This window comes from Natronolimnohabitans sp. A-GB9 (assembly GCF_030848565.1).
GTDB lineage: Archaea > Halobacteriota > Halobacteria > Halobacteriales > Natrialbaceae > Natronolimnohabitans.
Window position 1 is genome coordinate 54,144 of the sequence record NZ_JAVDDV010000007.1, and the last position, 26,082, is coordinate 80,225.

Annotated in this window: 33 protein-coding genes and 1 pseudogene; 18 read left to right on the forward strand and 16 right to left on the reverse strand. The window is 64.0% G+C overall.

Going from position 1 to position 26,082, the window contains the following annotated elements; all coding sequences use genetic code 11:
* Window positions 1–63 precede the first annotated feature (63 nt).
* Window positions 64–687 (forward strand): DUF308 domain-containing protein, encoded by a 624-nt coding sequence (locus RBH26_RS11065; RefSeq protein WP_306758339.1) that lies wholly within the window; start codon window positions 64–66, stop codon window positions 685–687.
* Window positions 688–749: 62 nt separating this feature from the next.
* The gene (locus tag RBH26_RS11070) at window positions 750–1,709 is read left to right on the forward strand and encodes a hypothetical protein (protein WP_306758340.1); all 960 of its coding nucleotides are present in this window, start codon (window positions 750–752) and stop codon (window positions 1,707–1,709) included.
* A 136-nt stretch (window positions 1,710–1,845) separates the two neighbouring features.
* Here RBH26_RS11070 and RBH26_RS11075 read toward each other — a convergent pair whose 3' ends face one another.
* Together RBH26_RS11075 and RBH26_RS11080 are read right to left on the reverse strand one after the other, a co-directional pair.
* Window positions 1,846–2,766, reverse strand: a complete 921-nt coding sequence (locus RBH26_RS11075; protein ID WP_306758341.1) for a TIGR03571 family LLM class oxidoreductase — start codon at window positions 2,764–2,766, stop codon at window positions 1,846–1,848.
* 166 nt (window positions 2,767–2,932) lie between these two features.
* On the reverse strand, window positions 2,933–4,906 hold the full coding sequence (locus RBH26_RS11080) for an aconitate hydratase (protein WP_306758342.1): 1,974 nt from the start codon (window positions 4,904–4,906) through the stop codon (window positions 2,933–2,935).
* A gap of 250 nt (window positions 4,907–5,156) precedes the next feature.
* Between RBH26_RS11080 and RBH26_RS11085 the strand changes: the two genes are divergently transcribed.
* The 7 genes from RBH26_RS11085 to RBH26_RS11115 all read left to right on the forward strand — a co-directional run bounded on the left by RBH26_RS11085 (window position 5,157) and on the right by RBH26_RS11115 (window position 10,792).
* A complete protein-coding gene (locus RBH26_RS11085) occupies window positions 5,157–5,639 on the forward strand; it encodes a deoxyuridine 5'-triphosphate nucleotidohydrolase (protein WP_306758343.1) in 483 nt (160 codons plus the stop codon).
* 137 nt (window positions 5,640–5,776) lie between these two features.
* Window positions 5,777–6,331 carry a metal-dependent hydrolase gene (locus tag RBH26_RS11090; protein WP_306758344.1) on the forward strand — a complete coding sequence of 185 codons (555 nt, stop codon included), beginning with the start codon at window positions 5,777–5,779 and terminating at the stop codon, window positions 6,329–6,331.
* 88 nt (window positions 6,332–6,419) lie between these two features.
* Window positions 6,420–6,881: a CopD family protein gene (locus RBH26_RS11095; RefSeq protein WP_306758345.1), complete on the forward strand. Its 462-nt coding sequence runs from the start codon at window positions 6,420–6,422 to the stop codon at window positions 6,879–6,881.
* A gap of 115 nt (window positions 6,882–6,996) precedes the next feature.
* Complete coding sequence (locus RBH26_RS11100; protein ID WP_306758346.1) at window positions 6,997–7,434, forward strand: hypothetical protein; 438 nt, start codon at window positions 6,997–6,999, stop codon at window positions 7,432–7,434.
* Window positions 7,435–7,599: 165 nt separating this feature from the next.
* Window positions 7,600–8,499 carry a phosphogluconate dehydrogenase (NAD(+)-dependent, decarboxylating) gene (gene gnd, locus RBH26_RS11105; RefSeq protein ID WP_306758347.1) on the forward strand — a complete coding sequence of 300 codons (900 nt, stop codon included), beginning with the start codon at window positions 7,600–7,602 and terminating at the stop codon, window positions 8,497–8,499.
* A gap of 267 nt (window positions 8,500–8,766) precedes the next feature.
* Entirely contained in the window at window positions 8,767–9,078 is a 312-nt protein-coding gene (locus RBH26_RS11110) for a HalOD1 output domain-containing protein (RefSeq protein ID WP_306758349.1), read from the forward strand.
* 265 nt (window positions 9,079–9,343) lie between these two features.
* Window positions 9,344–10,792, forward strand: coding sequence for an HNH endonuclease (locus RBH26_RS11115; RefSeq protein WP_306758350.1), 1,449 nt, complete (start codon window positions 9,344–9,346; stop codon window positions 10,790–10,792).
* Between the two features lie 53 nt (window positions 10,793–10,845).
* Here the strand turns inward: RBH26_RS11115 and RBH26_RS11120 are convergent, their stop codons facing one another.
* Complete coding sequence (locus tag RBH26_RS11120) at window positions 10,846–11,199, reverse strand: hypothetical protein (protein ID WP_306758351.1); 354 nt, start codon at window positions 11,197–11,199, stop codon at window positions 10,846–10,848.
* 341 nt (window positions 11,200–11,540) lie between these two features.
* On the opposite strand from RBH26_RS11120, the gene tsaA reads away from it, so the two are divergent.
* Window positions 11,541–11,966, forward strand: coding sequence for a tRNA (N6-threonylcarbamoyladenosine(37)-N6)-methyltransferase TrmO (gene tsaA / locus RBH26_RS11125; RefSeq protein WP_306758352.1), 426 nt, complete (start codon window positions 11,541–11,543; stop codon window positions 11,964–11,966).
* Between the two features lie 4 nt (window positions 11,967–11,970).
* Window positions 11,971–12,558, forward strand: a complete 588-nt coding sequence (locus RBH26_RS11130; RefSeq protein WP_306758353.1) for a vitamin K epoxide reductase family protein — start codon at window positions 11,971–11,973, stop codon at window positions 12,556–12,558.
* Window positions 12,559–12,682: 124 nt separating this feature from the next.
* On the opposite strand, the gene RBH26_RS11135 is transcribed toward RBH26_RS11130, so the two are convergent.
* Window positions 12,683–13,930: a hypothetical protein gene (locus RBH26_RS11135; RefSeq protein ID WP_306758354.1), complete on the reverse strand. Its 1,248-nt coding sequence runs from the start codon at window positions 13,928–13,930 to the stop codon at window positions 12,683–12,685.
* A gap of 78 nt (window positions 13,931–14,008) precedes the next feature.
* A complete protein-coding gene (locus RBH26_RS11140; RefSeq protein ID WP_306758355.1) occupies window positions 14,009–14,197 on the reverse strand; it encodes a hypothetical protein in 189 nt (62 codons plus the stop codon).
* A 119-nt stretch (window positions 14,198–14,316) separates the two neighbouring features.
* Here RBH26_RS11140 and RBH26_RS11145 point away from each other — a divergent pair, with 119 nt between their 5' ends.
* Entirely contained in the window at window positions 14,317–14,760 is a 444-nt protein-coding gene (locus tag RBH26_RS11145; RefSeq protein ID WP_306758356.1) for a DUF393 domain-containing protein, read from the forward strand.
* A gap of 68 nt (window positions 14,761–14,828) precedes the next feature.
* Here RBH26_RS11145 and RBH26_RS11150 read toward each other — a convergent pair whose 3' ends face one another.
* The gene (locus tag RBH26_RS11150) at window positions 14,829–14,987 is read right to left on the reverse strand and encodes a hypothetical protein (RefSeq protein ID WP_306758357.1); all 159 of its coding nucleotides are present in this window, start codon (window positions 14,985–14,987) and stop codon (window positions 14,829–14,831) included.
* Between the two features lie 170 nt (window positions 14,988–15,157).
* Here RBH26_RS11150 and RBH26_RS11155 point away from each other — a divergent pair.
* Window positions 15,158–15,388, forward strand: a pseudogene (locus RBH26_RS11155) (carboxymuconolactone decarboxylase family protein); the annotation flags it as partial.
* Between the two features lie 164 nt (window positions 15,389–15,552).
* Here RBH26_RS11155 and RBH26_RS11160 read toward each other — a convergent pair.
* From RBH26_RS11160 to RBH26_RS11190, 7 genes are all read right to left on the reverse strand, one after another.
* A complete protein-coding gene (locus RBH26_RS11160; RefSeq protein WP_306758358.1) occupies window positions 15,553–16,350 on the reverse strand; it encodes an aldolase/citrate lyase family protein in 798 nt (265 codons plus the stop codon).
* Window positions 16,351–16,492: 142 nt separating this feature from the next.
* On the reverse strand, window positions 16,493–17,731 hold the full coding sequence (locus RBH26_RS11165; RefSeq protein WP_306758359.1) for an MBL fold metallo-hydrolase: 1,239 nt from the start codon (window positions 17,729–17,731) through the stop codon (window positions 16,493–16,495).
* A 151-nt stretch (window positions 17,732–17,882) separates the two neighbouring features.
* Window positions 17,883–18,332, reverse strand: coding sequence for an SHOCT domain-containing protein (locus RBH26_RS11170; RefSeq protein ID WP_306758360.1), 450 nt, complete (start codon window positions 18,330–18,332; stop codon window positions 17,883–17,885).
* Window positions 18,333–18,395: 63 nt separating this feature from the next.
* On the reverse strand, window positions 18,396–18,740 hold the full coding sequence (locus RBH26_RS11175; protein ID WP_306758361.1) for a hypothetical protein: 345 nt from the start codon (window positions 18,738–18,740) through the stop codon (window positions 18,396–18,398).
* Window positions 18,741–18,752: 12 nt separating this feature from the next.
* Complete coding sequence (locus tag RBH26_RS11180; RefSeq protein WP_306758362.1) at window positions 18,753–19,730, reverse strand: hypothetical protein; 978 nt, start codon at window positions 19,728–19,730, stop codon at window positions 18,753–18,755.
* A complete protein-coding gene (locus tag RBH26_RS11185; protein ID WP_306758363.1) occupies window positions 19,727–20,425 on the reverse strand; it encodes a TetR/AcrR family transcriptional regulator in 699 nt (232 codons plus the stop codon). Before RBH26_RS11185 ends, RBH26_RS11180 begins: the two co-directional genes overlap by 4 nt.
* Before the next feature lie 72 nt (window positions 20,426–20,497).
* A complete protein-coding gene (locus RBH26_RS11190) occupies window positions 20,498–20,782 on the reverse strand; it encodes a hypothetical protein (protein WP_306758364.1) in 285 nt (94 codons plus the stop codon).
* 171 nt (window positions 20,783–20,953) lie between these two features.
* Between RBH26_RS11190 and RBH26_RS11195 the strand changes: the two genes are divergently transcribed.
* The 4 genes from RBH26_RS11195 (at window position 20,954) to RBH26_RS11210 (ending at window position 23,139) form a co-directional block, all read left to right on the forward strand.
* A complete protein-coding gene (locus tag RBH26_RS11195) occupies window positions 20,954–21,352 on the forward strand; it encodes a 30S ribosomal protein S6e (RefSeq protein ID WP_306758365.1) in 399 nt (132 codons plus the stop codon).
* Window positions 21,353–21,374: 22 nt separating this feature from the next.
* Window positions 21,375–21,812 (forward strand): hypothetical protein, encoded by a 438-nt coding sequence (locus RBH26_RS11200; RefSeq protein ID WP_306758366.1) that lies wholly within the window; start codon window positions 21,375–21,377, stop codon window positions 21,810–21,812.
* Between the two features lie 138 nt (window positions 21,813–21,950).
* Entirely contained in the window at window positions 21,951–22,379 is a 429-nt protein-coding gene (locus tag RBH26_RS11205) for a DUF5807 family protein (protein WP_306758367.1), read from the forward strand.
* A 64-nt stretch (window positions 22,380–22,443) separates the two neighbouring features.
* Window positions 22,444–23,139 (forward strand): hypothetical protein, encoded by a 696-nt coding sequence (locus RBH26_RS11210; protein WP_306758368.1) that lies wholly within the window; start codon window positions 22,444–22,446, stop codon window positions 23,137–23,139.
* Between the two features lie 20 nt (window positions 23,140–23,159).
* On the opposite strand, the gene RBH26_RS11215 is transcribed toward RBH26_RS11210, so the two are convergent.
* From RBH26_RS11215 to RBH26_RS11225, 3 genes are all read right to left on the reverse strand, one after another.
* A complete protein-coding gene (locus RBH26_RS11215; RefSeq protein WP_306758369.1) occupies window positions 23,160–23,441 on the reverse strand; it encodes a HalOD1 output domain-containing protein in 282 nt (93 codons plus the stop codon).
* A 149-nt stretch (window positions 23,442–23,590) separates the two neighbouring features.
* The gene (locus RBH26_RS11220; protein ID WP_306758533.1) at window positions 23,591–24,841 is read right to left on the reverse strand and encodes a phosphohydrolase; all 1,251 of its coding nucleotides are present in this window, start codon (window positions 24,839–24,841) and stop codon (window positions 23,591–23,593) included.
* 153 nt (window positions 24,842–24,994) lie between these two features.
* The gene (locus tag RBH26_RS11225; protein WP_306758370.1) at window positions 24,995–25,462 is read right to left on the reverse strand and encodes a universal stress protein; all 468 of its coding nucleotides are present in this window, start codon (window positions 25,460–25,462) and stop codon (window positions 24,995–24,997) included.
* Between the two features lie 160 nt (window positions 25,463–25,622).
* Here RBH26_RS11225 and RBH26_RS11230 point away from each other — a divergent pair, with 160 nt between their 5' ends.
* Window positions 25,623–26,081, forward strand: a complete 459-nt coding sequence (locus RBH26_RS11230) for a universal stress protein (RefSeq protein ID WP_306758371.1) — start codon at window positions 25,623–25,625, stop codon at window positions 26,079–26,081.
* The last annotated feature ends 1 nt before the right edge of the window (window position 26,082 follow it).

Sequence of the window (26,082 nt, forward strand, 5' to 3'; positions counted from 1 at the left end):
CCCAACGTTGTGAGATGAAATTTCCAATGGCTTTATGTATGAAGTGTTGCTCTATTGAACTGAATGGGGGGCTGTCAAGCACAGCAGTTCGGGGACTCAACGGAATCGCAGTCAAACCGCGGTGTGCTCACCGAAGACGAGCTATTCGAACTACTCTCGAACCAGCGGCGGCGCTACATCCTGCATACGCTCATGCAGACCGATACCGACCGAACGGTCGATATCGGGACGCTGGCCCAACGGATCGCCGCCTGGGAGGATGGCAACGCGTTCGACGAGGTTTCGAGTACCGACCGAAAGCGAGTCTATACCGCGCTCCAGCAGACACACCTACCGAAGCTCGATACAGCCGGTGTCGTCGATTTCGATCGCGATCGTGGGACGGTCGAGCCGACGTCGACCCTCGAGGACGTCGAAATCTACATGGACGTCGTCCGGGGCCGCGAGATTCCCTGGAGTGACTACTACCTCGGGTTGACGACGCTCATCGCGATCGTACTGACCGGTGCCACACTCGAGTTCTGGCCGTTTTCGCTCCTTTCGACGTCCGCGTGGATGGTGTTCGTCGTCGTCACGCTTGGCGTGTCGGCGCTGGCACATCGATATCTCGCCCGACGCAATCGACTCGGGATCGGTACTGATCCGCCGGGAACCACACTCGAGTACGACGAGTTAGGTGACCGATGACCGACGCCGAAACGGGACCACGACCGCTTGCGTCCGATACGACCGCTCTACGATAACCGACCATGAAACGAACGAGGCGGGCTGCGCTGGCGCTGATCGCTGGCTCGAGTAGCGTACTCGCCGTCGACACGCTGGGGAGTTCGAGTACGAAAGCCGAACGTGAGTTCACCGTCGATACCGTCGGTGATCGAGACGCCTACCTCGGGTTGACGGCGGACGGCCTCGAAGACGGCGGCGTGCTCTTCGAGGGGGCGCCGCGCCGACCACCGACGGAATTTACCGTAACGAATCAGGTGGCCGAACCGATTACCGTCGATCTCGCACTCGAGGGGTCCGGCGTCCGACTCGAGCGAGGTGACGACGCCGGGACGACCGACCGAATGACGACGACGCTGGTCCCCGGCGAACGAAGCGCCGACCTCGCGGTCGACTTCGACTGGTGTGAGCACGTACCATTGGACGGTGAGCGAGAAGACGCGACGCTTACCGTCACCGCCGAAGGCGACAGTACGTTGATCGAGGCAGCGCGTCCGTTCACACTCGAGTCGAACGTCGTCGCACGAATCTCGGTGCTCGAAAGCGCCGTGATCGTCGTTCGACACGTCGTAGACGACGGGAAGAAACTGATACGGATCGAGACAACCACGTGTCTCGCCAGCGATTCGCGTTTCGTAACGGACGTCCCGTGTCGGCCAGAGCAGGCGCTTCGACTCGACATACAGGGACTCACGGAGCTAAACGAAAGCGGGCGACCGGCGGCTACAGCCGCGTCCACCAGGTCGGATCACGGCCAACGCGACAAACGGGAGATCGACACGAGAGCGGCCGGGGACGTCGCGGTCGACGTCGAGACGGAACCCAACAGTCGGTCCATCGAGACGGAATCCGAGACGGCCGTCGACCACCATACCGGGACCGCCAGATCGGTCGTCGTCGAGGTCGATCCCGACACGACCGTCGAGACCGAGACGACGACCACGATCCCGATCTCGTTGGCACAACTGGACGACAGCAACGGCTGATACGGACTGCTGTACCGGTTTCCCGCCGATCGCCAGGACCGGGGTCGGCGATCGGCGGTAATTGACTACAGGAGACCGTATAACGGATTACTGGAAGACGCACACCGTTCCGGCATTCGAGGAGAGCGCTCCGACGCTACCGGCCGTGGATAATCTCGTCGGCGAACGTCGATACCGCCCACTCCGCGTCGTCGTTTTCGATCCCGACGATCGCGTGATCGAGCCCGTAGCCCTCGAGTCGATCGAAATAATCGCGGAACCACTCGATACCGGCGTGAAAGCCGAGATGTAACGGCTCGGGCTCGGCCGTCGGCTCGTCGGCCAACTCGACCCGGACGGCGATCGCGAACGGTTTCTGGCCTGCGGTCTCGCGCCAGTCGGTGATGTAGTCCTCGAGCGTGCGCTCGGGCAGGTGATAGAACAGCCAGCCATCGCCGTGGTCGGCGATCCAGCCCCGCGTCTGGCGGGCGTTGCCCGTCGGAAGCAGCGGAATCGTCTCCGCGGTCGGTTTCGGAACGACGTCGAGATCGCCCTCGAGACGACCCCACTCCCCTTCGAGTTCCGGATACGCCTCGCCCCACAGCGTTCGGAGCGCCTCGAACCGCTCGCGAAACAGCCGGCCCCGTTCCTCGCGGTCGACGTCGAACGCGGGGTATTCGGGATCACGGTCGCCGGAGGCAACCCCGAGGACGAGTCGCCCGTCCGAAAGCTGATCGACCGTTGCGGCCGACTTGGCGACGTGAATCGGATGCCGAAGCGTGAGGACGACACTCGAAGTGCCAAGCGCGATATCGTCGGTGTGTGCGGCGACGTGGGAGAGCCACGGCCAGACGTCGAACGTTTGGCCTGCATCGCCGAACTTCGGCCAGTAGGTCGGGACGTCCCGGACCCAGAGCCCGTCGAAGCCGACCGACTCTGCATGGCGCGCGAGTCGGAGTTCTTCGGAGACGTCGGGCGTCGAACGGTTCGCGCCGGTGAGTGGAAATCCGGCACCGAAGGTGAGACCGTCCGCGTCGAAGAGACGACGATAGCCGGCGTGTTCGTATCCTGTCGACATTCACTCGCGGTAGCGGACACGGACGGATGACGATGACGATCACCGGACACCGTTTGGCCGCGGTTACGGACCGAAGTCTGTCGGTCGAGACAGGGTCGCTGTCTGCGCGTCGAAAAATGGAGAACGTCGGGAACGACGACTCGTCGTGGTGACGCTGAGTAGCCGATCAGTCGTCGGCGGGTGCAGCGCCGGAGCCGCTTTCGGCCTGCTCTTTCGTCCAGGAGAGCTTGCCACCGGCCGCGAGGATCGAGCGCTCGCGCTCGGAGGCGTCGAGGACGGCCGTGTACTCGTCCTCGCCGTTGACGCGGACCGTGAACTCTTCCTGACCGGAAGTGACGCCATCGTAGACGTCGTCGACGATCTCGATCTCGTCGCCCTGGTCGATCTCTTCGTAGGTGTCCTCGTCGATCGTCAGCGGAACGATCCCGAAGTTAAAGAGGTTCGCACGGTGGATGCGTGCGAAGCTCTGTGCGAGGACGGCCTCGATGCCGAGGTACATCGGACACATCGCGGCGTGTTCCCGGGAGGAGCCCTGACCGTAGTTCTCGCCGGCGACGAGGACGCCGCCGTCGGCTTCGGACGCGCGCTCGGCGAAGGTGTCGTCGACGCGGGAGAGGGTGAACTCCGAGAGCTTGTCGATGTTCGACCGATACATCAGGATGTCCTGGGTCGCAGGAATGATGTGGTCGGTCGTGATGTTGTCCTCCATCTTCAGGAGGGCCTCACCTTCGATATCGTCGCCGAGTTCGTCACGCAGCGGGACGTCGCCGATGTTCGGGCCCTTGACGAGCTCGTCGTCGACGGCCTCTTCGGGCGTGATGAGGTCGGTCTTCGAGCCGTCGTACTCGTCGGGAAGCTCGACGCCGGGGGCCTCGAGGTCGCCCTCTTCTTCCGCGAGGTTGCGCGGATCGATGATCTCGCCTTTGATCGCCGCGGCGGCGGCGACTTCCGGCGAACAGAGGTAGACGTTGTCGTCTTCGATACCCGAGCGGCCCTCGAAGTTGCGGTTGAAGGTCCGCAGCGAGACCGAATCGGAGGCGGGGACGTGACCGATGCCGATACAGGCACCACACGTCGCCTCGGAGAAATTGACGCCAGCGGCCATCATCTCCGCGACCCACCCCTCACGGGCGAGCATCTCGGAGGCCTGCTTGGAGCCGGGCGCGACGATCATCTCGGTCTTCTTGTCGACCTCGCGACCCTCGAGCATCTTCGCGGCGGGGAGGATGTCCTCGTAGCCACCGTTGGTACAGGAACCGACGATGACCTGCTCGACGGACTCGCCCTCGACTTCGCTGACGGGGACGACGTTGTCGGGCATCGACGGCTGAGCGATCAGCGGCTCGAGGTCCGAGAGATCGACGACGATCTCGTCGTCGTACTCGGCGTCGTCGTCGGGCTGGAGCTCGACGTACTCGTCGCCACGGCCGACGCGCTCGAGGTAGTCTTCCGTCTGCTCGTCGGTCGGGAAGATCGAACTCGTTGCGCCGAGCTCGGTACCCATGTTGGTGATCGTCATCCGCTCGGGCGCGGTGAGCGTCTCGACGCCCGGGCCCGTGTACTCGAGGATCTTGCCGACGCCGCCTTTGACGGAGAGGCGCCGCAGCAACTCGAGGATGACGTCTTTCGCCGTGGCCCACTCGGGGAGTTCACCCTCGAGGCGGACGTTGACGATTTCGGGCATCTCGATGTAGTAGGGAGCGCCGCCCATGGCGACGGTGACGTCGATCCCGCCGGCGCCGATCGCGAGTTCGCCGAGTCCGCCGGGGGTCGGCGTGTGGCTGTCGGAGCCAAGCAGCGTCTTGCCGGGGGCCGCGAAGTTCTCGCGGTGGACGTTGTGACAGATACCGTTGCCGGGGCGAGAGAAGTAAGCGCCGTATTTGCCGGCCGCAGAACGGAGGAAGCGGTGGTCGTCAGTGTTCTTAAAGTCGAACTGGTATGTCTGGTGGTCGCAGTACTGGGCTGCGATCTCGGTCTGGACCTCGTCCAGTCCCATCGCTTCGAACTGGAGCCAGACCATCGTACCGGTCGTGTCCTGTGTGAGCACCTGGTCGATCTCGATCCCGATCTCCTCGCCGGTCTCGAGTTCGCCCTCGACGAGGTGGTCGTCGAGGATCTTTTCGGTGAGAGTCTGTCCCATAGCACTCTGAACTCGGCTGTCCTGCCTGATAAATCCAGCGTGTTTCCATGAGGGTCAGCCCCCACGGACCATGAAGTTCGATACGTTTCGCGCAAAACTTGCTCGTCGAGTGGACGAACGTCTGGCCAACAATGAATACATATCATAATCCGAGTAAACGGGAGAGAGGCCCTGTCAACCGCCACGTCCTACCGACCCGAACGGCCAGTGAACGGACACGCTTTTCTCGATGCCACGGCGTTGTTAGGACATGTTCCGCGCCGGCACGTTCGTCGGCGAGCACGTCTCGCCGACGACCGAAGACCAGATCCAACCCAACGGGGTCGACCTCACCGTCGACATCGTCTTTGAGCAACTCGAGCCGGGTCGCATCGGCCGGGACGGAAAGGAGATCGGCGATCGAGTCGCCCGGCCGCTCGAGGAACTCGAGCAGAAAGATCCCGACACCTACTATCTGCCTAAAGGGGCCTACGTAGTCCGGTACGGCGAACAGCTGCGGATTCCGGAGGGGCACGTCGGCTTCGTCTACCCCCGATCGTCGCTGCTGCGTAACTCCTGTATGCTGAACACGGCGGTGTGGGACGCCGGCTACGAGGGCCGTGGCGAGGGACTGTTGCAGGTCCACCACGATATCGAGATCGAACGCGGCGCCCGGATCGCCCAGCTCGTGTTGGCCGAAGCCGACCACGAGGACGTCTACGACGGAAGCTACCAGCGTGAAAACCTCGAGTGATACGGTCGCCTGTCGTCACGCCCTGCCGATCGCCGACCCCGTCCTGGCGATCGGCGGGAAACCGGTACAGCAGTCCGTACGATAGCGGGTCGTTTCGGACACGCTTTTGACCGTTCCTACCGGAGTCGTTCGTACACATGATGGCGACGACTCACGTATTCGCCGGCCTCGCTGTCGTCGCCCCCGTTGCTATCCACTATCCGGAGTTTGCGACGTCGCTTGCCGCCGGCGCGATACTGGGCGGGCTCGCACCCGACTTCGATTTCGTCGGCACGCACCGGCGGACGTTTCACTTTCCCGTCGCCGGAGGCGCCGTCGCCGTTCCCGCAGCCGGACTCGCCGCGGTCACACCCTCGAGTCTCACCGTCGCCGTCGCTGCGTTTACCGTCGCCGCGTGGCTCCACGCCGGAAGCGACGCCATCGGCGGCGGCCCCGAGATGGATCCCTGGAACGATCGGAGCGAGCGAGCCGTCTACGACCACGTTCGCGGCCGGTGGATCCGCCCACGGCGCTGGATCCGTTACGATGGCGCCCCCGAGGACGCCGTCCTCGCCGTCGCGCTTGCCATCCCAACGCTGTTGGTCTTCGACGGCTGGGTCACTACCGTCGTCGTCGTCGGACTTGCCATCACGCTCGCCTACACCGCACTCCGGCGGCGACTGGTCGCGTGGCTGCCCGACTGGGTCGAGTAATACGGGGACGAGCAACTCGACCGCCCGCTTGTGATCGCGCCAGCCGCGAGTCGGAACGCTGATACTGCCACCCGCCGAGGAACTCGGTATGGTTGATACGTTCGTCGCCCAGACGGTTCATCTGGTGTTTGCCGCGATCTGGGCCGGCAGCGTCTTCTACGTCGCGTTCGTCGTGTTGCCTCTCGCCCGCGACGGCGCGTTCAACACGACGAAACCCCTCGAGACGATCTCCGGAAAGTTGACCACTATTTCGCGCGTGAGCGCGCTCGTCTTGCTCCTGACGGGTGGTCACCTCGCTGGGACGGGCTACACTGTCGAAAGCCTCTTCGGTTCGACTCGAGGTCACCTCGTGCTCGCGATGGTCGTCCTCTGGGCGATCCTGGCTGCCTTAGTCGAGATCGGTGCCAAGCGACTCGAGGCGGGACTCAACGGGAAGAAACTGCGCGAACCCGCAAGCGACGCTCTGCCGCTGTATCGGGTGGCGGCGATCGTCGGTATCGCGCTGTTCGTCGTTGCCGGTGCGATTCCGAACGTGCCACGGCTCCTCTGACGGTGCCATTTCCGGCGACTCCTCTTCACGTTCTTACGAATTCCGTCGTTCGAGTGTCGACAGAATCGATACATTCTTGCGAAAGATACTTAGTCAGTTACTGTAAGGTACTCCCATGATGATCAGGGGTAAAGAAATGGCGCTGTCGCTGCTGGCGGTCGGGGCGGCGGCGGTTGCCGGTTACGTGCTTCGCTCGGGCCAGGAGGTCGATCGCCCGTCACGGTCGAAAGCCGACCTCGGCGCGCGAATCGTCGGGCACGACGAGGTACCCGACGGGGTGACCCTCGTCGATGCGACCTCGCAGCGACTGGCCGAGATCCCCGGCGCACGCCGTGCGATCGAACGCGCCGTCCGCAACGATGCCCGCAAGGAGTGGGAACACGTCACCCTCGAGCGCGACGGTGCCTGGTCGGTCGTCGACACGATCCGTGAATCGCTCCCCTACTACGATGGATCCAGCCACGAGTACAACGGCGTCTACGTTCGGTACGGCGACCACGTCGTCGTCCTCGACGCGATCGGCTGGGCCCGACTCGAGGAACCGCTGCACTAAGACGGTCTCCTGTACCGAATCTCCGACATGACCCAGCCGAGTCGTTCGGTCTCGGCGTCCGTCGGTCCCTCCGGTGACTGCGGGTCGTTCGATCTCGACTCGAGTGTGTAATCGCGGAGGCCCGAAATCACAACCACTACCACCGACCCCCGCCGAGTGGCCTCTATGCAACTGGGCGTAATCGGACTCGGACGCATGGGACAGATCGTCGTCGACCGAACCCTCGAGGCAGGTCACGACGTCGTCGCTTACGATCTCGAACCGGAAGCCGTCGCGACCGCGGCCGATGCGGGCGCCGAGCCGGCGGACTCGATCGCGGATCTCGTCGATCGGCTCGGCGAGGAGAAACGGATCTGGCTGATGGTCCCCGCGGGCGAGGCCGTCGACGCGACGCTGGACGAACTCGAGACCCACCTCGATTCGGACGACGTCGTCGTCGACGGTGGCAACTCCTACTTCGAGGACTCCGTCCGGCGCGCCGAATCCTGTCCCGCAGCATATCTCGACTGTGGGACCTCGGGTGGGCCCGCGGGGGCGAAACTCGGCTTCTCGCTGATGATCGGCGGCCCCGAGTGGGCCTACGACGAACTGACACCCGTCTTCGACGCCGTCGCGACCGGTCCCGACGGTCACGAGCACATGGGCCCCGCGGGCTCGGGCCACTACGTGAAGATGATCCACAACGGCGTCGAGTACGCGCTGATGCAAGCCTACGGCGAGGGCTTCGAACTACTCCACGAGGGTCGGTACGATCTGGACCTCGAGTCTGTGGCGTCGGTCTGGAACAACGGCGCCGTGATCCGCTCGTGGCTGCTCGAACTCTGTGAGGAAGCGTTCCGCGAGGAAGGAAGCGACCTCGGCGACGTCGCCGACCGCGTCGAGGGCGGCTCGACGGGCACCTGGACCGTCCAGGAAGCGCTCGAGCAGGAAGTACCGCTGCCGCTTATCTACACCGCACTGTCCGAACGGTTCGGCTCGCGGGCCGACGACGGCCGGTTCTCGCGTCGACTCGCCAACCGACTTCGGTACGGTTTCGGCCGGCACGAGGTCCCGCGACGGGAGTGACTCTGTCCCGAAGAGCGCGGTTTCGTGCGCACACCTCGGATGACTGATGGCGGATCGAAAGGCGAGAGGTAGAGAGATGTTCACACGACTCGGAGAATCTTGAAGACCGACGCCGGTATACAGTCGACCGAAACCGTTGGTGTAGAAACCGGTCAGCGTTCGACATCGAACTGGATATTCCGTTTCTTGGAACGGTGATTTTCACTGTCGGTCCTGGACCGAAATATTGAGTCATTTTCTTCACCCATGGTCCCCTCACCGGTAGTTATGAACTCTACCTACTCGACGACAGTGACGGCGACCGACGAGCAGCGGCCGAGCATGGCCGTTATCGATCTCGTTGCCGAAGCAACCGGCGTCGATGCTCTCGAGCTCGAACCTCTCTATCATGCGATCGATCCCGAAGCGCTCGACTCGCTTTGTACGGACAGTTCCGGATTCTCCTCGCTCGAGTTCGACTACTCGGGTCGTACCGTCGTCGTCGAACAGGTCGGAACCGATATCGAGATCTCGCTCGAGCCGGTGACGATCGGCTCCGAGCGAACGGTCGACGTTGCAGACAGCGGACCGTCTGCTTAAGCGCTATAGTAGCCACTGAAAGTCAGTACGCACCCGATCGCACGAGGGCTGTGGATCGGTGTGCAAACAGTTTCAGCTGTTACTATAGTAGCGACTGAAACGAGTTCGCCGATCGAGTATCCACAGACTGCAGTGACAACTATCGTTTTCGCGGTGCAGTCGCGAATTTCTGGCTCGGTGACCGACCAGCGGCGTCACCGGCGGTACGCTCGGTCGCTATCGACCAGGCAGTTTATGAGTTCGATGTTCGAACAAGTTCGTGCCGATGGGCACGGACGAACGAAACATCGCGGTTCGGTTTTTCGGTGGGGCGGGAAACTACACGGACGTCCTCGAGGACCTCTGTCGATTCGTACTCGCCGAGCGACCGGACGAAGACACAGTAGTCGAGTGGGTCAGGACCAACACGCGAGCCTCGAGCGAGGACGGGATCTCACGACGACTACGGTTCGTGGCCGCTCTCGGCGTGCTCGAGATCGAGTCGGATCGCGTTCGCGTGACCGAGCGCGGACTCCAGTGGGTTTCGACGGGCGATCACGAACGCCTGTTCGACGCGCTCACCGAGACCGTCACCGGGTTCGAGACGGTCCTCGAAGCGTTGCTCGAGGGGCCGAAGACCGACGCCGAACTGGGTGAGGCGATCGCGGCCGCCCACGCCGAGTTCGGCTGGAACGATCCCACCGGCCCGGCGGGCCATCGTGGCTGGTTGCAGAGCCTCGGCTACGTCGACCGCTCGGACGGCGTAAACTCGCTTACAGACTCCGGACGGCAGCTGGCGCGACGAGTGACGTCCGGACTGCCGGCGTTCGAGCGCGGTGACTACTACGCGCAGGCCGACCTCGAGGCGGCGTTCGACACGAGCTTCGGGTCGTACATCAAGGGAATCAATCCGCGAACGGGCGACGACGGCGAACTGGCGTACATCGTCCTGAAAGCCCACGAAGACAGTCCCTATCGCGACGATCTCGACGGGGATCGGTTCACCTACATCGGGGAGGGTGTGCCCTCGAAAGGCGATCAGCGGCCAACGCCAGCGAATACGGCGTTGCTCGAGCACGCCGAAGGCGGCGTCGTGCCCGTCTACTTCTTCTACCAGCCGGCGGACCGCGACGAGCTCCGGTACGAGGGAGTCGTCGACGTCGTCGACGCCGAGTACGTCTCCGACGCGGACGGCGAACGGATGGTCTATCGGTTCACGATGGAGCGACTCGACCTCGAGGATCCGACGATGGTCGAGTCGCTCGCGGAATCGGTGGTCGACGATGGGGCCGCAGACGAGGACGAACCCGCCCTCACCGATGACGAGGAAGCGTTCACCGTGACGGAGCGACGGGTCCGCTCGAGTGCCTTCGCGACACGAGTCAAGCAGGCGTACGACTTTCGCTGTGCGATCTGTGATACCGCACGCGAGTCACCGGCCGGAACGGTCGATATCGAGGCCGCACACATCTATCCGAAACGCGAAAACGGCCGCGACGACGTACGCAACGGGCTTGCACTCTGTCGGCTCCACCACTGGGCGTTCGACGCAGGGTGGCTCGCAGTCACCGACGACTATCGTATCCTCGTTGCCGATCGACCCGACCTCGAGGGCTACGAGGAGTTCGTCAGACTCGAGGGCGACGAACTGACGCTGCCGGCAGACGAAACGAAGCGACCACACGCGACGTTTCTGGCTGCACACCGCAAGCGCCACGGGTTCGAATCTGCGTAGCACGATCGAGCGGTCACGTCGGACAGCAGCCGACATGACTGCGGTAGACCGTATCAGTACTGGTCCCGGACGGCGTCGATCTGACACTGCACACAGCGGTCGTCGGCGAAACAGGAGACGCTATCGTACGGGCAGTCGTGATCCTCGACCTGCACTGACTGGCGGCGTTTCTCCCGTCTCCAGGCACGTTCCCAGTCGTCGATGTCCATCTCGGCGGAGGTGAACACGACGCTGTCGCTGCCGTCGACGATCTTCGCCACCGTGACCGAATGCTCGCGTGTCTTGACGTGTTCGATCGCGCGTTCGTACGACGAACACCGGATCTCCTCTCGACCCGCCCGGTCGTCGAGAAGCCGTACCGTGATCGATCCGTCGTACTCTTCCGTAGGCTCGAGCCCGTCGCTCATGGTCGATACTATCCGAACAAGGTGAAAAAGGCCAGGGGCGGAACCGCGGCGGATGTGCGGACCGCGGAGAACAGCCGCCGTCCATCGATCCGACAGCCTCGAACGGAGTCGGAAACGTCCGTCCGGTTCCACGGCACGGACTCTTTTTCTGTAGAGGCCGACTTCATAATTGCTTAGGACACACAATACTAAACCAGCAACTAGAGGGTGATGAGGTCCAATTGATCGGGTTTATCGAATAGCAAGCGGTTATGGTCCAATTGGTTCAGTTCTCGAACACCACAATATTCAGTAGTAAGCACTATCTTATGGACGACTATCGACTACTGACGATGTCTCCGATGGAAGTACGCTACACACCGATCGGTCACGTTCACTCGCCACACGACACACCCGAAGACGTCGCCCACGACGAAGTCGCCGACACGACGGGTGAGATCGTCCTCGAGGACGAGTACGAGCGTGGACTCGAGGGACTCGAGGAGTTCTCTCACGCCGTCGTCCTGGCTCATCTCGACGAGGTCGACGAGAGTCGGCTCACCGCACGGCCGCCACACGTCGACGACGTCGAGGTCGGCGTGTTCGCGACGCGAAGCCCCTTCCGACCGACCCCGATCGCCCAGACGGTCGTCGAGGTACTCGAGATCGATGGCCCGAGAGTCCGTGTCCGTGGACTCGACCTCGTCGATGGGACGCCTGTGCTCGATCTGAAACCACACGTCAGAACGGTCGAGGGAGACCTCGACGTCGGCTGGCTCGAAGAGTAGTACCATGACCGATCCGGTTCGAGCAACGACGGACACCGCCGAGAACAGCCGTCCCATCGTGAACACGTTGCTCGGCGCGTTCCTGGTCGTCGCAGTGGTCGGCCTGGGGACGAGCCTCCTTCTTACGGCTGTTCACTTCCTGGTACTGCCGCTTCCCGACGGAGTCACACCTGAGGGCGGACTCATAGTTCTCAGCAGCACGTGGGCCTACGTCGGCCCACTTCCACTCGCGTTGTTCGGCGTGGGCTACTACCTGACGATGGTCGTCCTCGGCGGGCTCTGGCTCGAGACCAAAGACGACCGTCTCGAACTGCCGATCCTCGGGATCACCGGTGCCGGACTCGCGGCCTCGGCGTACTTCGTCTACCTCCAACTGATCCCTATCGGGGCGATCTGCCCGTTCTGTATGCTCTCCGCGGCGGCGACGGCCACGCTGTTCGGGATCGAACTGCTCGTGAAGTACTTCGGCGGCGGTAGCGTCGCCCCGCCGGTCGACGGCACCCGAATCTGGCCCACCCTGCTCGTCGCAACCGTCGCACTAGCGGTACTGTCGATCTACGCCATCGGCATCGCTCCGTTCCCCGAGGCGTGAGTTCCGCCCTGCCCTGGCGGGCGAGGATCGCTATTCATACTGTCGGACAGCACGATTCGACGATCGGTCCCGCGACTCGCGTCGTCGCCACGCGCCGGAACGGTACACACGGACCGCCCTCCGGTCACACGGGTTCGCGGAGCGCCCAGACGTCCTCGAGGGGGTCGAGTCGATGTGGCTCGGTCCCGCGTTCGGTCAGGATCCCGGTATGGTACAGCATCGTCTTGAGTTGGAAGACCGTCGGCGAGTGGTAGACGGTGCCGTCCGCGAGCGCCTCGCGGCGCAACTCGCCGTCGGCGGTCAACACCCGTCGTCGGACGTCGTCGTCACCGCGAAGGAACAGCTCCACGGTAAACGTCGGATGGACCGTATGCAGGTGGTCGACGAGATCCACGAGCGACGGCTCCGGCTGCCAGTCGTCGCACATCGCCTGCAGTTCCGTGACGAGCAGTTCCGTCGCCGGATACGCGAAGATCACCCGTCGAGCCAGCTGGCCCCATCCAGGTGCGATCTCGACGAACCGTTTCCGTGACCGATACCAGTCCCGAAACTCCTCGAGTGCGTCCTCGACGGACCCATAGCGCGCATTGGCAAACCGGACGACCTCTCGTCCGAGCGAGGTCAGTTCGACCCTGGCTCCGTCCTCGATCAGTCCCAGAAACGCGGCCCCCTGTCTGGCGCTGTCGGCAGCGCCGACGACGTCGTACTCCGAGAGGAGCGTCTCGGTATCGCCCTCTGCGTAGTGGGCCAGGGGGTAGCCGAGGTAGTTCTTCGGGTGGTTCAGCCCGAAGGATTTGTCCGCGACGCCCTGGGCGCCGGCCTGAAACCGCAATGCGGTGGCCTCGCTCGAGGTCCGGTTCCCGACGATACGGGGCACCTCGAGGACCTCGACCTCGCCGCCGGCGTCGACGCCGAGCACGCCGACGTTTAGCTCTCGAGCCAGCGTCCGATCGGTGCCCGTGATCGCAGCCGTCGGCGCAGCGAGGTAGGCCGCGTTGGCCTCGTGGAGGCGGTCGTACGCCTGGACGATTCCGCGTTCGGTGTCGACGCCGCCACTTGTGTGTCCCTTGGCCTCGATGGCGATCAGCGGCGGCTCCTCGCCGAGCCGATCGACCGCCAACAGCTCCGACTCGAGGTCGCAGACGCCGACGAGGTCCGGATAGCCGCCGCCGACCTGGACGCGATTGAACGGGGCCAGACGATCCCGGATCTCGGGCTCGATCGGACGTCCGGGGAGCCACTCGTCCTGTGAGAACTGCGTATCGGCCACGACGTACGATCTCGACGCATCCCTCTCCTCTATCGGAAAGAGCCGCCGTTTGGTGTGGGCAAGCACCTGCGGTTCCGACAACGATCCGGCCGCGCTGCTCATGCGCTCCGATTCGCCAGAAGCCACAATAACCTTCCGACGGCTCGCTGTCGCGGTGGAGCTGACGGGCAGCGGTCCGTCTCAGGTCGTGCGAAACGCGTCGGCCTCGAGTTCGATGACGATACCGGCCATAACGCCACCCACACCGAGGACGGCGAGGATAAGGCCGCCGATCCACGGCATCGAGCCCGCTTCGAACAGCGCTACGATCCAGAGCGCACCGACGAGAACGAGGCCGCCGATCACGATGAGCTGGACGAACCACTCCATAGCCGACGTATGTGCCGAGCCATCAAGTATCAGCCGGTCACCCGTCCGTCTGACCGTCGTGCTATCAGTTCGGGCAACTCCGGGTCAGGCGTTTGTGTCTCGAGGTCCTACCGCAGTATATGCCAGAGCCGACCCTCGTCTACGACGACGACTGCGGCTTCTGTACGTGGTGGGCCGACTACTTCGACGAGCGGACGGATCTCCGTGTTATCGGTTTCGAGGACCTCCCCGACTACCCCGAGGTCCGCGAGCGGCTCCCCGAGTACTACGAGGAGTGTTCACACCTTGTGACCGACGAGCGGGTTTACTCCTGTGGAGCCTCGATCGAGGAGGCGCTGCGCCGGTACGACAGCGGTGGCCCCGTCGGCAGCGCCCTCCGGTTTTTGCGGAACTTCGAGGACTACGAGCGCGTCCGCGAGTGGGGCTACCGGCAGGTGGCTGACAACCGCGACAAGTGGGGACGGGTGATGTCGAAGACGCCGCCGGCACGCCAGAAAGGCAGTTCCGATGCCGATGATGCCGATGACGCCGGTGCTGACGCCAACACGGACGACGAGCGCTGATCCGGTCCCGTGTCTCCTCACCCGGCACACTCACTCGGGACGAAGTCTCGCGTCGGCACAGGGAGATCTCAAAGCGCGGGGCTGTCGCGTCGCCGCTCCTCGAGCGACGCGGGCTCGACGGCGGCTCCGACCGGCCGGATGCGCATCGCGAGGACGACGACCGGCGTCGGATACGGCTCCGGGAACCAGTACGGTACTCCCAAAAGCGCCAGCGCGGAGCGGACCACGCCGCTCCAGACCGCGATCCCGATGCGCCGGGCGAGGGCTCTCGGCCGACTCCGTTCGTCGCTGTGACTCGCACAGCGGGACGTTCGAGATGGACCCTGACGATTCCCCGACGGTTGTACGGACGGCAGCAGTTGCGAAACCGTCACCGGATAACTATCTGTAGCCCGCGGTAGCGGCCGCGATGAACTGCCCCTACTGTACCCACTTCCACAAGGAAGAGGCGCGACTGGCCGGCGTCACGGAGGCCGAACTCGAGGAAACGGTTACGATCGCTAGCTCCACCCAGTACTTCTCGACGGGACTCCACGGGAGCGAGGTCGACGTCGACGAGTTCGTCGACGAAACCGCGGAGATCGTCGACTACCTCGAGCAACAGGAGGCGGCAAAAGCCGACGACTGATACTGCCGGGCAGAACTAGTGTGTGAATTCGCCGCTTCCGTCCGGCGAATTCGCTTCACTGACTGCTGTCCGCCAGTATGAACATCACAGCGGTAGTCCGTCTCACAGTCGTTGCTGATCTGTACAGCAACCAGATCTGCAGCCACTGTGAGCCGTGAAAGGCGTCAGACTGCTCGGTCCCCCTGATATTCGTTGAGCCACGACCGTACCACACCCTGCAGCGCACCGGTCGTACTCCCCAGGTTCAGCAGCTGATATCCCGAGTCGACCTTCTCGTTGACGTCGTCCATTCCGAAGCCGAGACCGCCCAGCGGAACGTCTGTCTCGAGCGTGGTCGTTCGGATCGCTTCGATGTGGGCGTCGACGTCCTCGTGTGTCGGCTCGCCGGGGTGGCCAAGCGACACCGCGAGATCCAACGGCCCGGCGAAGACGAAGCCGAGTTCGGGGACCGCGAGAATGTCCTCGAGATTCGCAACCGCGGTCGGGTTCTCGATCGTCACGCCGACGACGATCTCCGCGTCCTCGGTGCCGGCGTAGTCGTCGGTCGTCCCCCACCGGCTCGCTCGCGGACTCGCAAAGCCCCGCTTGCCGGGATCGCCATCGTACTCGAACTGCGACGCCTCCACGGCCCGTCGAACCTCGTCGGCCGTCTCGATCCGCGAGACGAACAGCGACCGCACGCCGGCATCCAGCGTCTTTCGGATCATGCCGGGATCGGGCTCCGGCAGCCGGACGAGTAGTTCCGTCCCCGTTACGTTGGCGGCCCGGACCAGCTCCTCGAGTCGGTCACCGTCGAACGGACTCGGACCCGCGTGCTCTAAGTCGATCCAGACGAACTCGAGGCCGAGCTCGCCGTAGAACTCGACCAGCGTCGGGTTGTACGTGTTCTCGAGGACGCCGAGCGCGACGGCGTCGTCCTCGAGGGTCTGGCGAAGGAGATTGGTGCGTGGCGACGTCGGCATGGGTGACGGACCACCGAAGCGCGGATAAATCTTTGCCGAGCGACGGCTGTCCCGCGGGCCGTCAGCCGGCCCGTCGCCGTACCGCCCAGCTGGATTCGACGAGCGAGCGGAACTCGAGAACACCGTCTGCCGCCCGACAGTCTCACCCGGAGACGGTCACGGTCTCGCCGATCTCGGGGGCGCTCGCGTCGAATCCGTCGGCGCGCAGTTCCTCGGCAAACGCCACACAGCGGTCGCCGTGGTTGATCAGCAGTTCGCTGTCGCGATAGGATTCGAGGAACTCGAGGATCCCGTCTCTGTCGGCGTGTGCCGAGAAGTCGTACTGTTCGACCTGGGCGCTGATCGGCATCATCCGGCCGTCGATCTCGGCGCTGCCGGTCTCGAGGAGCTCTCGGCCGGGCGTCCCCTCGACCTGGTAGCCGGTCATCGTGATCTTGTTCGTCGGATTGGCCCGAATCTCGGGGATGTAGGTCATCGCTGGGCCGCCCGAGAGCATCCCGCTGGTGGTGATAATCGCGGCCTTCTGGTCCGTAATTCGCTTTCGCTGGCCGTTCCGACCGGTGACGAACCGCGCTCTCGAGATGGCTCGAGAGAGCGCGTCGGCGTCCCGAACGAACTCGGGATACTGACGGAGCATCTCAGTGACCTGTTTGCCCATCCCGTCGACGTAACAGGGGATGTCGTGGGCCGCACAGACCAGCAACATCTCCTGGGTCCGGCCGATCGCAAACGCGGGGACGACGACCGTGCCGCCCTCCCAGAGGGTCGTCTCGACGCTTTCGGCGAACCGTTCCTCGACGCTCGAGCGATCCTCGTGTTCGACGTCGGAGTAGGTACTCTCACAGAGCACGATATCGGCGTCGGGTCGGGCCGTCGTCCCCGACACGAGACGCTGGTCGTCGGTGTGGAAGTCGCCCGTATACAACAGCCGTGTCTCGCCGTCATCGATCAGGACGTGTGCGCTGCCGGGAATGTGACCGGCGTTGAAAAACGTCACCTCGTGGCCAGCGGCGTCGAACGGCTCCCGGTAGCCGTGGGTCTCCGAGACCTGCGTGACGCGCTCGACGTCGGTCTCGGTGAACGGGCAGTGAAACGACCCGCCGTGGAGGTTCAGCGTGTCCCGAGCGAGCGTCAGCGTCAGTTCGTACGTCGGGGGTGTCCAGTGGATCGGCGGCCGCGAATCGCCCGACAGCAACGCCGGAACGGTCCCGACGTGGTCGAGATGGCCGTGAGAGACGACGACCGCCTCGGGGTCGGGCGTTTCGACGGGAAACTGCGGCGGATTGGCCGTCAGCATTCCGAAATCAAGCAGCAAGGAGTCGTTTACGAGGATCGCACTGCGGCCCACCTCGCGAGCGCCGCCGAGAAACCGAATATCCATTGTCGGTGGTCGGTGCTCGAGGCGAATAAGCGGTAGCAAACGCGCCAGCTTCTGCGACGGCTCATACGGTCTCCTGTCGTCACTGCCCACCGATCGCCACACAGGGACGGCGATCAGCGGGATAGCGGGACAGCAGCGCAGTCCGTCTCAGCTATCGATCCCAGAGCCGCGACCGATCGCTCGTCGGCTCACGCGAACGATCTCCCTCGAGGTCGAGATTCGAATCGAGAACGTCGGCTCGTCCAGCGCTGTCGTCCTCGAGCAGTCGCTCGAGTTCCCGTTCGAACTCCGCCTCGCTGAGTTCGCCGTCGACGTAGCGCGACTGCAGCCGGTCGGCGCGGTCGGTGGCGTCGGCCGACGTTGTGATGTCGGTGGTGTATTCACCGCTGTCTCCGGCCCCGTCGTTGCTTCCGAGCAGCGAGACGAGTCCGAAGACGGCCAGGACGAGGACCGCGAAAACGGTGAGCGTCACGACCGCCGCGACGGCGGTGGCGACGATCGAGAGGAGGACGCCGGCGATCGTTGCGACGACGCCGAGGACGATCATCACAAGCAGGAGGGCGCCTGCTCCTTTGAGGAGGAGTGGGCCGAGACGTGCCATACGTACTGTTTGGTCTACACCAACAAAAGCCTACCAGCAGCCCAGTGAGATACCACCGACGTGTCACGAGCCGTTCGAGTGGGTCTCGTTCGGACTGGCCGCGATCGAATCCGACCGTTTCGTAAGACCGATGAGATAGACGTCGAGCAGACAGACGAGCAAGACGGCGAGGGGGACGGCGACGTCGGTGTAGGCGACCGATTCGAACTGTAATGCTGTCACGAAAAACGGCTCGCTCAGGTCGAACGCGCCCGACAGCGTCCGCGCGGAGAGAAACGCGAGTGCGAGTATATAGAGGACGAACCAGATCGCACCGCGTTTCCACTCGCCGAGATAGCAGTGCCCGAGTCCGGCGACGAAGACCGAAAGGGGATAGGCCGGCCAGATCGGTCGCGAGAGTGGACTCATCGTCGGCTCGCCTTACTTCTGGAACGGAATATGCGTTGCTCGCTCGAGTCGCTCGAGCGGTGTCGAGTCGTCGTCGATACTCGCGTCGGTCGCGTCGGCATCGATCGTCCCGGCGATCGTCTCGAGTGCGTTGCGGGCGCGCTCGAGGTGACGATCGACGGCGGGCTCGCCGCCGGTGTCGTTTCCGATCGTCCGCTGTGGCACCTCGCCGGCGAGGAGACGAGCGACGCGCGAGCGCGGATCGTCGTCGGCGTCAGTCGTCGCTTGCGACGCGAGTGCGGCCATCATGGCGTGGCTGTAGGTCTCCAGGGCCCTCCGTGTTTCGGTCGGGGCGTCGACGGCCGCCGCACCGACTGCGCTTGCCGTCGCTGCCAGTTTCGCTTCCACGCCGGCACAGGCGTCTGACGGCCGTTTGCCGTCGTCTCGCTTCGCGTCGGCGTGTGTCAAGAATCGGTGGGCGATCGCGGTCGATCCCGCCGTCAACAGCCGGTAGAGCTCGAGGTGGCGTCGGTCGGGGATCGGCGTGTCGGCGATGACCGCGTCGGCGCTGGCGTGAAGGTGGTCACTCGCCAGGATAGCGGCGTCCCGATCGGCCGGCAACTGGAGGTCCTCGAGTAGGTCGGGAAGCCAACTGGGTTGTGGGTCGATCGCGAGAGCCGTCTCGCCGTGATTGCCGGCGCCGTCGGCAGTGGCTACCAGTGCGAATCGGAGCCGGACGTACCCCTCGAGGAGGACGATGGCGTTCGACGGCGGTTCGAGAACGTGATCGATCCGATCGGTGTCCGGCGGTTGGCGGTCGGCGGCCTCGAGACCGATCTCGCCGGCGACGGTACAAAGCGCAGCGGGAAGGGACCGCTCACGCGACGGGAGCGATGCAGTAGCCAGTGATCGGATCGACGGCGCCAGTCCCGACACCGCGTCGGCCGGGCTCGTAACGTCGTCGACTGTTCCCTCGGGAGTAGCGTCTTGGAGGGCGCGGCGTTCGCTCATTCGGAACCCTCGTCGTCCGCGTCGGACTGGTTCGATTCCGCCGTCGATGTCTCGACCTCGCCCAGGAGGCGCTCGTCACGGGGGAACTCGGCGTCGATATCGTCGGGAAGCTCGACGCCTGGCTCGAGGATATCCGCGAGCACGTGGTCGACGCTTCTCGACCTGATCGTCTCGAGATACTCGTCGCGACCGAGTGTGAACTGACGGATCCGCGCGCCGTCGAAGGTTGCGAGCAACAGCGCCGCGACGGCCTCCGTGTCGTGATCCTGGAAGACACCCTCCTCGATACCGTCGCTGAGAATCGCCTCGAGAGTACCCCGAAGCTGATCGTCGCTCTCACGGAGTTTCTCCCGGTAGACGTCGTTGTACGGCGCCTGTGCACGCAGTTCGAGCAACGCGGTATGGAAGCCGAGGTGTTCGTCCGGTCCGCTGAGAAACCAGTCGATGAATATCGCGAGGCGTTCGAGAGCCGGCCGATCCCGCGTCTGCTCGACTCGCTCGTCGAGTCCCTCGAGCAGATACTCGATGAAGTCGGCGACCAGCGCCTCGAGCGAGTCGTAGTGATAAAACAGCGCGGACTTGCTGCGATCCGTCCGATCGGCGATCGCCTGGGCGGTGAGGTCGCTGTATCCCTCCTCGCAAAGCGCCTCGTAGGTGGCACCCATGATCGCGTCACGTGTGTCTGGACTGGTCACTGACCGAGTAGTCAGTCCGTAGGAACAAAAGACGTTTCGGTTCGAACAGGTTCGCCCGTTCTCCTGGCCCGTTCACTCTTCGGTTCGATACCGACGGATCCCGAACCGGCCGTAGTCACCGTAGGCGATCTCGAGTGATCCGATCCACCAGTTCCACCGGTCGGTCGGCGGTCCCTCCGGGGCGTCGGCTAGTTCGTCGACGACGACGTCGTTCGTCAGGGGCACCCCCGTATCGGCTTCGTACTGGCCGGAATCGGCGAGATCGACGGCCTGGCGGACGACCACGCGTGACTGGCTGTCCGTTCCGCCAAACGCCTCCTGGAGGCGCGTCTCGAGTCGTTCGGGATCGATGAACACACTCGAGCGTAGGTCGTCGATGCACTTGATTCTTCGACCACGCGCGCGTAGCGCCGAACGACACGGACCGGAGCCGGCGGATCGCTCGATCCCGAGAGCACAGAGCGCTCTCGAACGACAGCCGAAAGTTCGATCGATGTTCTTTTGAGCGGCGACCCTCTTTCGTCGGGTATGGCAAGTTTCACTGTCGTCGTCGGCGACCCCGATTCCGGGTCGTCCTACCAGCTCGAGGCGGAAGAACAGGACGCAAACCGCTTTATCGGGAAGTCGATCGGCGATGAGGTCGACGGCGGTGCCGTCGGTCTCGACGGCTACACGCTCGAGATCACCGGTGGCTCCGACGAGGCCGGCCGCCCGCTCAACCCCGAGGTTGCCGGTTCGAACCTGAAGGAAGTGCTGATGGAAGGCCGACAGACCGGCTACAAGCCGTCCCGAGACGGCGAGCGACGCCGGGTCACGGTTCGCGGCAGCGAAGTCTCCGATGCCGTCGCACAGATCAACGCCTCGATCGTCGACCGCGGCAGCACCGACGTCGACGAACTCCTCGGCGAAGGCGAGGACGGCGAGTAACGACCGAAGCGAGTCTTCTCCAATGGCAGATCGAATTGCGAGCGACCATCCGTCAGTACAAACGGTCAGAGCGACGTGTGCGGAAACCGCGACCGGTGTTCGACTCGAGATCCCAGCCGGCGACCGCGACGCCTTTCAGGCAGACGAGATCGTCCGGTTCGTTCTCGACGGCGAGGAACTGTTCGGCCGGGTCGAGCGAGCGCTGACCGGTGACGACCTCTCGGTGCCGGGGATCTACGAGACGCCGGATCTCGCTCGCGATCCAAGCGGCGCGACCGACCGACTCCTCGAGTGGACCGACGACCACGGCGTCGTCGTGGGCGGCTCGGTCCTGATCGACGTCATCGAACCCGAGTTCCTTTACGGACTGCGCGAACCCGGCGAAACGATCTACTACGACGCCCGGGAACCGCCAAGCGATAGTCTCAGCGACATCGCGGCGGAACTCGAGGATCGGTAGCGGCGACGCACTCGCTTGATCGACCGCCACACCCTCTCGAGAGCAGCGCCGCTGTGCTCGAGCCAAGACGGTAACCCAAGCGACCGTTCACGACCCGATGACGGGCCCTTTTTCCACCTCGAGCGACGATTGGGCGTCATGACCGACCCACGCGAGGAGTTTCTGGCTGGCGAGCGACTCGACGACGTCGCGTTGTTTCTGGCCGACTCCTACGTCTCCGACGACCGACTCGAGCAGTTCGGCGAACCGGTCGACGACGGCATCGTAATCGTCGTCGACGGCGAGCGCGGCCGTAACGCGTTCCAGGCCGCCACCGGGATGCAGGCGATGCAGTTCGCCAAGTCTGCGATGGAACTCGAGGGGATCATCGACGACGACCTGGCGGGTGGCAGCTGTCCGGAGGCACCCGACGACGACGAGCACGCGGTCCAGTTCGTCTTTGCCTTCGCCGAGGCACAAAACGAGGACGTCGGCGGGATCTACGCCGATGGCGACGTGATTCACGCGTACGCACGGTGTACGTGTGGAACGGCGTACTCCGACAAGTGGAACGTTCCGGACGTCTGATCGGGCCACAGGCGGCGTGCGGTAAGGCATACGTTTTTGCGGCCTGATCGGTTACGCTCGAGCAATGAGTTCTTTCGAGACACCACACGAAACCAGCCGCGGCTTCGGGCTCTCGAGTCGCGAACTGCGGGTGATCGGCGGTGCGAGCATCCTGATGGCGATCAACGTACTGTTGATGTACGTCATCACGGCGACGCCGCTCCAGCAGGTCAACGAGTACCTGTTCCAGTTCCCGATCGTCGGCGTCCTCGTCTACGGGGCGGCGATCATGGGCGGCGAGTTGATCGCCGAGCGGGGGGTCAAGGGCGGCGACATGGGGGTCGCCTTCGTCGGGATGGTGATTCTGCAACTCGCCTTCGGGATCTTCGGCGCCGGGGTGCTTCGCTTTGCACCGCCGGAGACACATCTGACGATCCTCGGCGTGACGGCGATCGTCACGGCCCTGCTGACGGCCATCATCGCCGGCTACATTTACGCTCGAGCGAAGACGTTCGAGAGCTGGGGACGGTACGCCAATTTCTCGTTTATCGGTGGTGTCGTCGCCGTGCTGATCGGGACGTTCGTCGCTCCCGTCTTGCTCGTTGGCTTCGTCCTGATCTTCCTCGGGTTTTTGCTCCGACTGGGCTACGAGATCTGGCAGGTCCGGGACCAGCGCGACGCGTCGGCCACGCTCCAGACGATCGGCGTCTACATCGCTGTTGCCGGTGTCTTCGTCCACGTCCTCCAGCTCGTGATGCGGTATATGGCTTCGCAGGACTGATCGGTTCCCTGACTTTACTTCTACTCATCGGGGATCGGCGTGGCGCGGATCTCAATCTCGTCGTCAACGAGAAGCGTTACCTCGCAATCCACACACTCAAATGTTACAACAGTGTCGCCAGCGATAGGTTCTCCGAACAGGAGATCAAGTCCTGTTGGATCAATATCGTTGTACAGTATGCACGTCTCTTCCGTGATCTCTTCCCCTTTCAGCTCGGCGATCGTTTCGAGAACCACATCACTTAACGGTTGATCGCTGGACAACTCATACCTCCTGTATACTGCGTCTTCATTAGGGCACATCAACCCCTATCCCACAATCTCCGGAATAAAACCCATCCCAGAAATCCTACCCTGGATCGATGAACCATCGACTATACTGAACGATCACCACCGTCACAAATCGAGTCAAACCTCGTATACCGTTCGCAATGTGACGACGCTCGAGTCGGTTACGCGTCGTCGTCGTCAGCCTCGGCCGCCTCGTCGACGACCTCGCGGAACGCGTCGAGGATGACCTGTTTCGTCACCGCCCCACGGGAGGTCCAGTGATTCGCGTAGTCCAACATGTCGTCGTAGATATCCGGCTTGCAGCCGGCGGCTTTGGGGTGGCCGCCGCCGTTTACCTTCTTTGCGACCTCGTGACAGCGGTCGAAGGCATCGGTGCCACGGATCGACGCAGAGCCGGCTGGCTTGACGATCACCGAGGCGTCGGCGCCGTCCTCGCGCATCGATTCCGCGACCTCGTTCTGTGAACAGCGACCGTAGGTGATCCCGACGGTGTAGCCGCCGATCTCGCGAAACTCAGCGCGAGCGAGGGCGCGTTCGATCAGCGCCTCTTTTTCCTCGCGGCGCTCGGCGAGGAACTCCTGGACCCAGTCGGGCAACTCGGCGCCGTACTCGCGGACGACTTCGACGTACTCGGCGGGATCGGTCCAGTAGGCGTAGTCGGCCAGATCGTCACTACGGGGATCTTCGCGCAGCCACAGGTCGTGATCGCGGGTGACTTCGGCCAGTTCCGCGTACATCGGGTCGAACTCGTACTCGAGTTCCCGATAGACGACGTCGGCGGAACACTCCTCGTCGGAGTCGCCGATTTCGAGGTCGGCGCCGGCCGCTCGAACTGCCGTCTCGACCTCGTCGTCCCACTGGTGGTGGTCGTACCACGCGACGGCGTCGGCGGTCTCGAGTGCCGCGTCGAGTTCGTCCTCGACGTACTCGTATTTGTCCGGTGCGAGATCACAGACGTAGATGTCGATCCCCTCGTCGCCGTGTTCGGCGACGCGAGCGAGGGCATCCTCGACGTCGTGGGGACTCGCCGGAACCAGCGCGACCTCGTGGGGTGTCGGCTCGGGTTCCTCGAGCGGTGTCTCGTCGTCGGCGAGCGCGGCGGTCGGCTCGTCGGCGTCGTCGACCGCGTCGGCCGCGGACCGTATCTCCTCCGCTGGCTCTTCGCTCGTGTCCGCGTCGGGTTCTGGTACGTTCCGGACGTCGTCGTAGGCCTCCCGAAGCAACGCGACACAGGCCAGCCCGTCGGCGTCGGGATCGGCGACGACGGCGACCTCGGCGCCCGCTAAGGCGGCCGCAGTCTGTTCGTCCTCGAGGTCCTCCTCGAGGGAGTCAGGGAGGAAGAAACCGGTACCCGGCAGGACCGACTTGCGAGCGATCGGCAACTCGCCGCTGTCGATCAGTTCGTCGTACATGTCGGCTACTGCGGCCCGCCAGCGGAAGTAACCGCCGGTCTTCGTGTTCAGGTCCACGGTCTCGAGGCGTCGATGGCGGACTGCTGTACCGATGTCTCACCGGTCGCCGACCCCCATGTGGCGATCGGCGGGACGTGACGACAGGAGACCGTCTCAGTCGCCGGCCGCTGCCGTCTCGCCATCGCTGTCCGTCGTCTCGAGTTGCCGGACCGTCAGGACGGGCACCGGTGCGGAGCGGACGACGCGTTCGGCGACGCTACCGAGCAGGAGGCGGTTCTCACCGTGTCGACCCCGCGTTCCGGTCGCGATCAGGTCGGCGTCGATATCGCGGGCGTAGGCACAGATCTCGGCGGCCGGCCGACCCTCGCGGACCGCAGTGGTGAGTGCGTTCTCCTCGTCGGCTCGATCCTCGACAGTCGCGAGCGCGGCGTCGGCGGTCGTCTCGAGGGCGGTCCGCAGTTCGTCCCGGAGCTGCTGGGGAGAGGCATCGACCTCGCTGGCGTCGACGACCGAGAGCGCGTGGACATCGGCGTCGAACCGGTCGGCGAGATCGAGTGTGACGTCGACGGCCCGTTTGACACTCTCGGAGCCGTCGGTGGCGACAACGACCGTATCGAACATACACGGGGGTTACAGCCGAACCGGCTTAAACACCGGCGGCATGGTCCCGCTGTTCCGACTCGAGAAGCCGCTGTCGACCGTGTGGTGGACGGTAACACGCAGTACTGTCGAGCGTCGGATGTGGGATGGCTTTTTTGCGACGCGGGACACACCAGCGCGTATGGACCCCAACGAGCCGGTTACCGTCGACACAGTTCTCGCACCGGTCGACGGGAGTGAAGAGTCAGCGACCGCCGTCGAGTACGCCGTCGCCGTCGCCGATCGGTACGACGCCTCAGTTCACGCCCTGTTCGTCCTCGGACGGGGCGTCATCCAGGGAATGAACGCCGGAACCGTCGACGAAGACGCGATCGCTGCCGACACACAGGATTTCTTCGACGACGTGAGCCTCATCGCCGACGAGGCCAACGTCCCGCTCGTAACCTCCGTCGACGACGGGTTCTCACAGACTCGAAAGACCCGTCATCCGGGCAACGTCGTGCTCGACACCGCCGACGCCGTCGACGCCGATTTCATCGTCCTCCCCAGGGAGCCGACCGACACCGCCTCGGCGGAGGTCCTCGAGCAGGTCGCCGAATACGTCCTCTCGTATGCGAGCCAGCCCGTCCTCTCGGTGTAGT

What these genes read in the sequence shown, in the direction of transcription:
- RBH26_RS11075 (WP_306758341.1), bottom strand. Translation starts at nt 2,766, where the DNA reads ATGTCGACAGGATACGAACACGCCGGCTATCGTCGTCTCTTCGACGCG.
- RBH26_RS11145 (WP_306758356.1), top strand. Translation starts at nt 14,317, where the DNA reads ATGCCAGAGCCGACCCTCGTCTACGACGACGACTGCGGCTTCTGTACG.
- RBH26_RS11230 (WP_306758371.1), top strand. Translation starts at nt 25,623, where the DNA reads ATGGACCCCAACGAGCCGGTTACCGTCGACACAGTTCTCGCACCGGTC.
- RBH26_RS11065 (WP_306758339.1), top strand. Translation starts at nt 64, where the DNA reads ATGGGGGGCTGTCAAGCACAGCAGTTCGGGGACTCAACGGAATCGCAG.
- RBH26_RS11140 (WP_306758355.1), bottom strand. Translation starts at nt 14,197, where the DNA reads ATGGAGTGGTTCGTCCAGCTCATCGTGATCGGCGGCCTCGTTCTCGTC.
- RBH26_RS11115 (WP_306758350.1), top strand. Translation starts at nt 9,344, where the DNA reads ATGGGCACGGACGAACGAAACATCGCGGTTCGGTTTTTCGGTGGGGCG.
- RBH26_RS11080 (WP_306758342.1), bottom strand. Translation starts at nt 4,906, where the DNA reads ATGGGACAGACTCTCACCGAAAAGATCCTCGACGACCACCTCGTCGAG.
- gnd (WP_306758347.1), top strand. Translation starts at nt 7,600, where the DNA reads ATGCAACTGGGCGTAATCGGACTCGGACGCATGGGACAGATCGTCGTC.
- RBH26_RS11225 (WP_306758370.1), bottom strand. Translation starts at nt 25,462, where the DNA reads ATGTTCGATACGGTCGTTGTCGCCACCGACGGCTCCGAGAGTGTCAAA.
- RBH26_RS11120 (WP_306758351.1), bottom strand. Translation starts at nt 11,199, where the DNA reads ATGAGCGACGGGCTCGAGCCTACGGAAGAGTACGACGGATCGATCACG.
- RBH26_RS11100 (WP_306758346.1), top strand. Translation starts at nt 6,997, where the DNA reads ATGATGATCAGGGGTAAAGAAATGGCGCTGTCGCTGCTGGCGGTCGGG.
- RBH26_RS11205 (WP_306758367.1), top strand. Translation starts at nt 21,951, where the DNA reads ATGACCGACCCACGCGAGGAGTTTCTGGCTGGCGAGCGACTCGACGAC.
- RBH26_RS11175 (WP_306758361.1), bottom strand. Translation starts at nt 18,740, where the DNA reads ATGAGTCCACTCTCGCGACCGATCTGGCCGGCCTATCCCCTTTCGGTC.
- RBH26_RS11095 (WP_306758345.1), top strand. Translation starts at nt 6,420, where the DNA reads ATGGTTGATACGTTCGTCGCCCAGACGGTTCATCTGGTGTTTGCCGCG.
- RBH26_RS11085 (WP_306758343.1), top strand. Translation starts at nt 5,157, where the DNA reads ATGTTCCGCGCCGGCACGTTCGTCGGCGAGCACGTCTCGCCGACGACC.
- RBH26_RS11135 (WP_306758354.1), bottom strand. Translation starts at nt 13,930, where the DNA reads ATGAGCAGCGCGGCCGGATCGTTGTCGGAACCGCAGGTGCTTGCCCAC.
- RBH26_RS11090 (WP_306758344.1), top strand. Translation starts at nt 5,777, where the DNA reads ATGATGGCGACGACTCACGTATTCGCCGGCCTCGCTGTCGTCGCCCCC.
- RBH26_RS11200 (WP_306758366.1), top strand. Translation starts at nt 21,375, where the DNA reads ATGGCAGATCGAATTGCGAGCGACCATCCGTCAGTACAAACGGTCAGA.
- RBH26_RS11215 (WP_306758369.1), bottom strand. Translation starts at nt 23,441, where the DNA reads ATGTGCCCTAATGAAGACGCAGTATACAGGAGGTATGAGTTGTCCAGC.
- RBH26_RS11165 (WP_306758359.1), bottom strand. Translation starts at nt 17,731, where the DNA reads ATGGATATTCGGTTTCTCGGCGGCGCTCGCGAGGTGGGCCGCAGTGCG.
- RBH26_RS11110 (WP_306758349.1), top strand. Translation starts at nt 8,767, where the DNA reads ATGAACTCTACCTACTCGACGACAGTGACGGCGACCGACGAGCAGCGG.
- RBH26_RS11220 (WP_306758533.1), bottom strand. Translation starts at nt 24,841, where the DNA reads ATGTACGACGAACTGATCGACAGCGGCGAGTTGCCGATCGCTCGCAAG.
- RBH26_RS11210 (WP_306758368.1), top strand. Translation starts at nt 22,444, where the DNA reads ATGAGTTCTTTCGAGACACCACACGAAACCAGCCGCGGCTTCGGGCTC.
- RBH26_RS11070 (WP_306758340.1), top strand. Translation starts at nt 750, where the DNA reads ATGAAACGAACGAGGCGGGCTGCGCTGGCGCTGATCGCTGGCTCGAGT.
- RBH26_RS11195 (WP_306758365.1), top strand. Translation starts at nt 20,954, where the DNA reads ATGGCAAGTTTCACTGTCGTCGTCGGCGACCCCGATTCCGGGTCGTCC.
- tsaA (WP_306758352.1), top strand. Translation starts at nt 11,541, where the DNA reads ATGGAAGTACGCTACACACCGATCGGTCACGTTCACTCGCCACACGAC.
- RBH26_RS11180 (WP_306758362.1), bottom strand. Translation starts at nt 19,730, where the DNA reads ATGAGCGAACGCCGCGCCCTCCAAGACGCTACTCCCGAGGGAACAGTC.
- RBH26_RS11160 (WP_306758358.1), bottom strand. Translation starts at nt 16,350, where the DNA reads ATGCCGACGTCGCCACGCACCAATCTCCTTCGCCAGACCCTCGAGGAC.
- RBH26_RS11130 (WP_306758353.1), top strand. Translation starts at nt 11,971, where the DNA reads ATGACCGATCCGGTTCGAGCAACGACGGACACCGCCGAGAACAGCCGT.
- RBH26_RS11170 (WP_306758360.1), bottom strand. Translation starts at nt 18,332, where the DNA reads ATGGCACGTCTCGGCCCACTCCTCCTCAAAGGAGCAGGCGCCCTCCTG.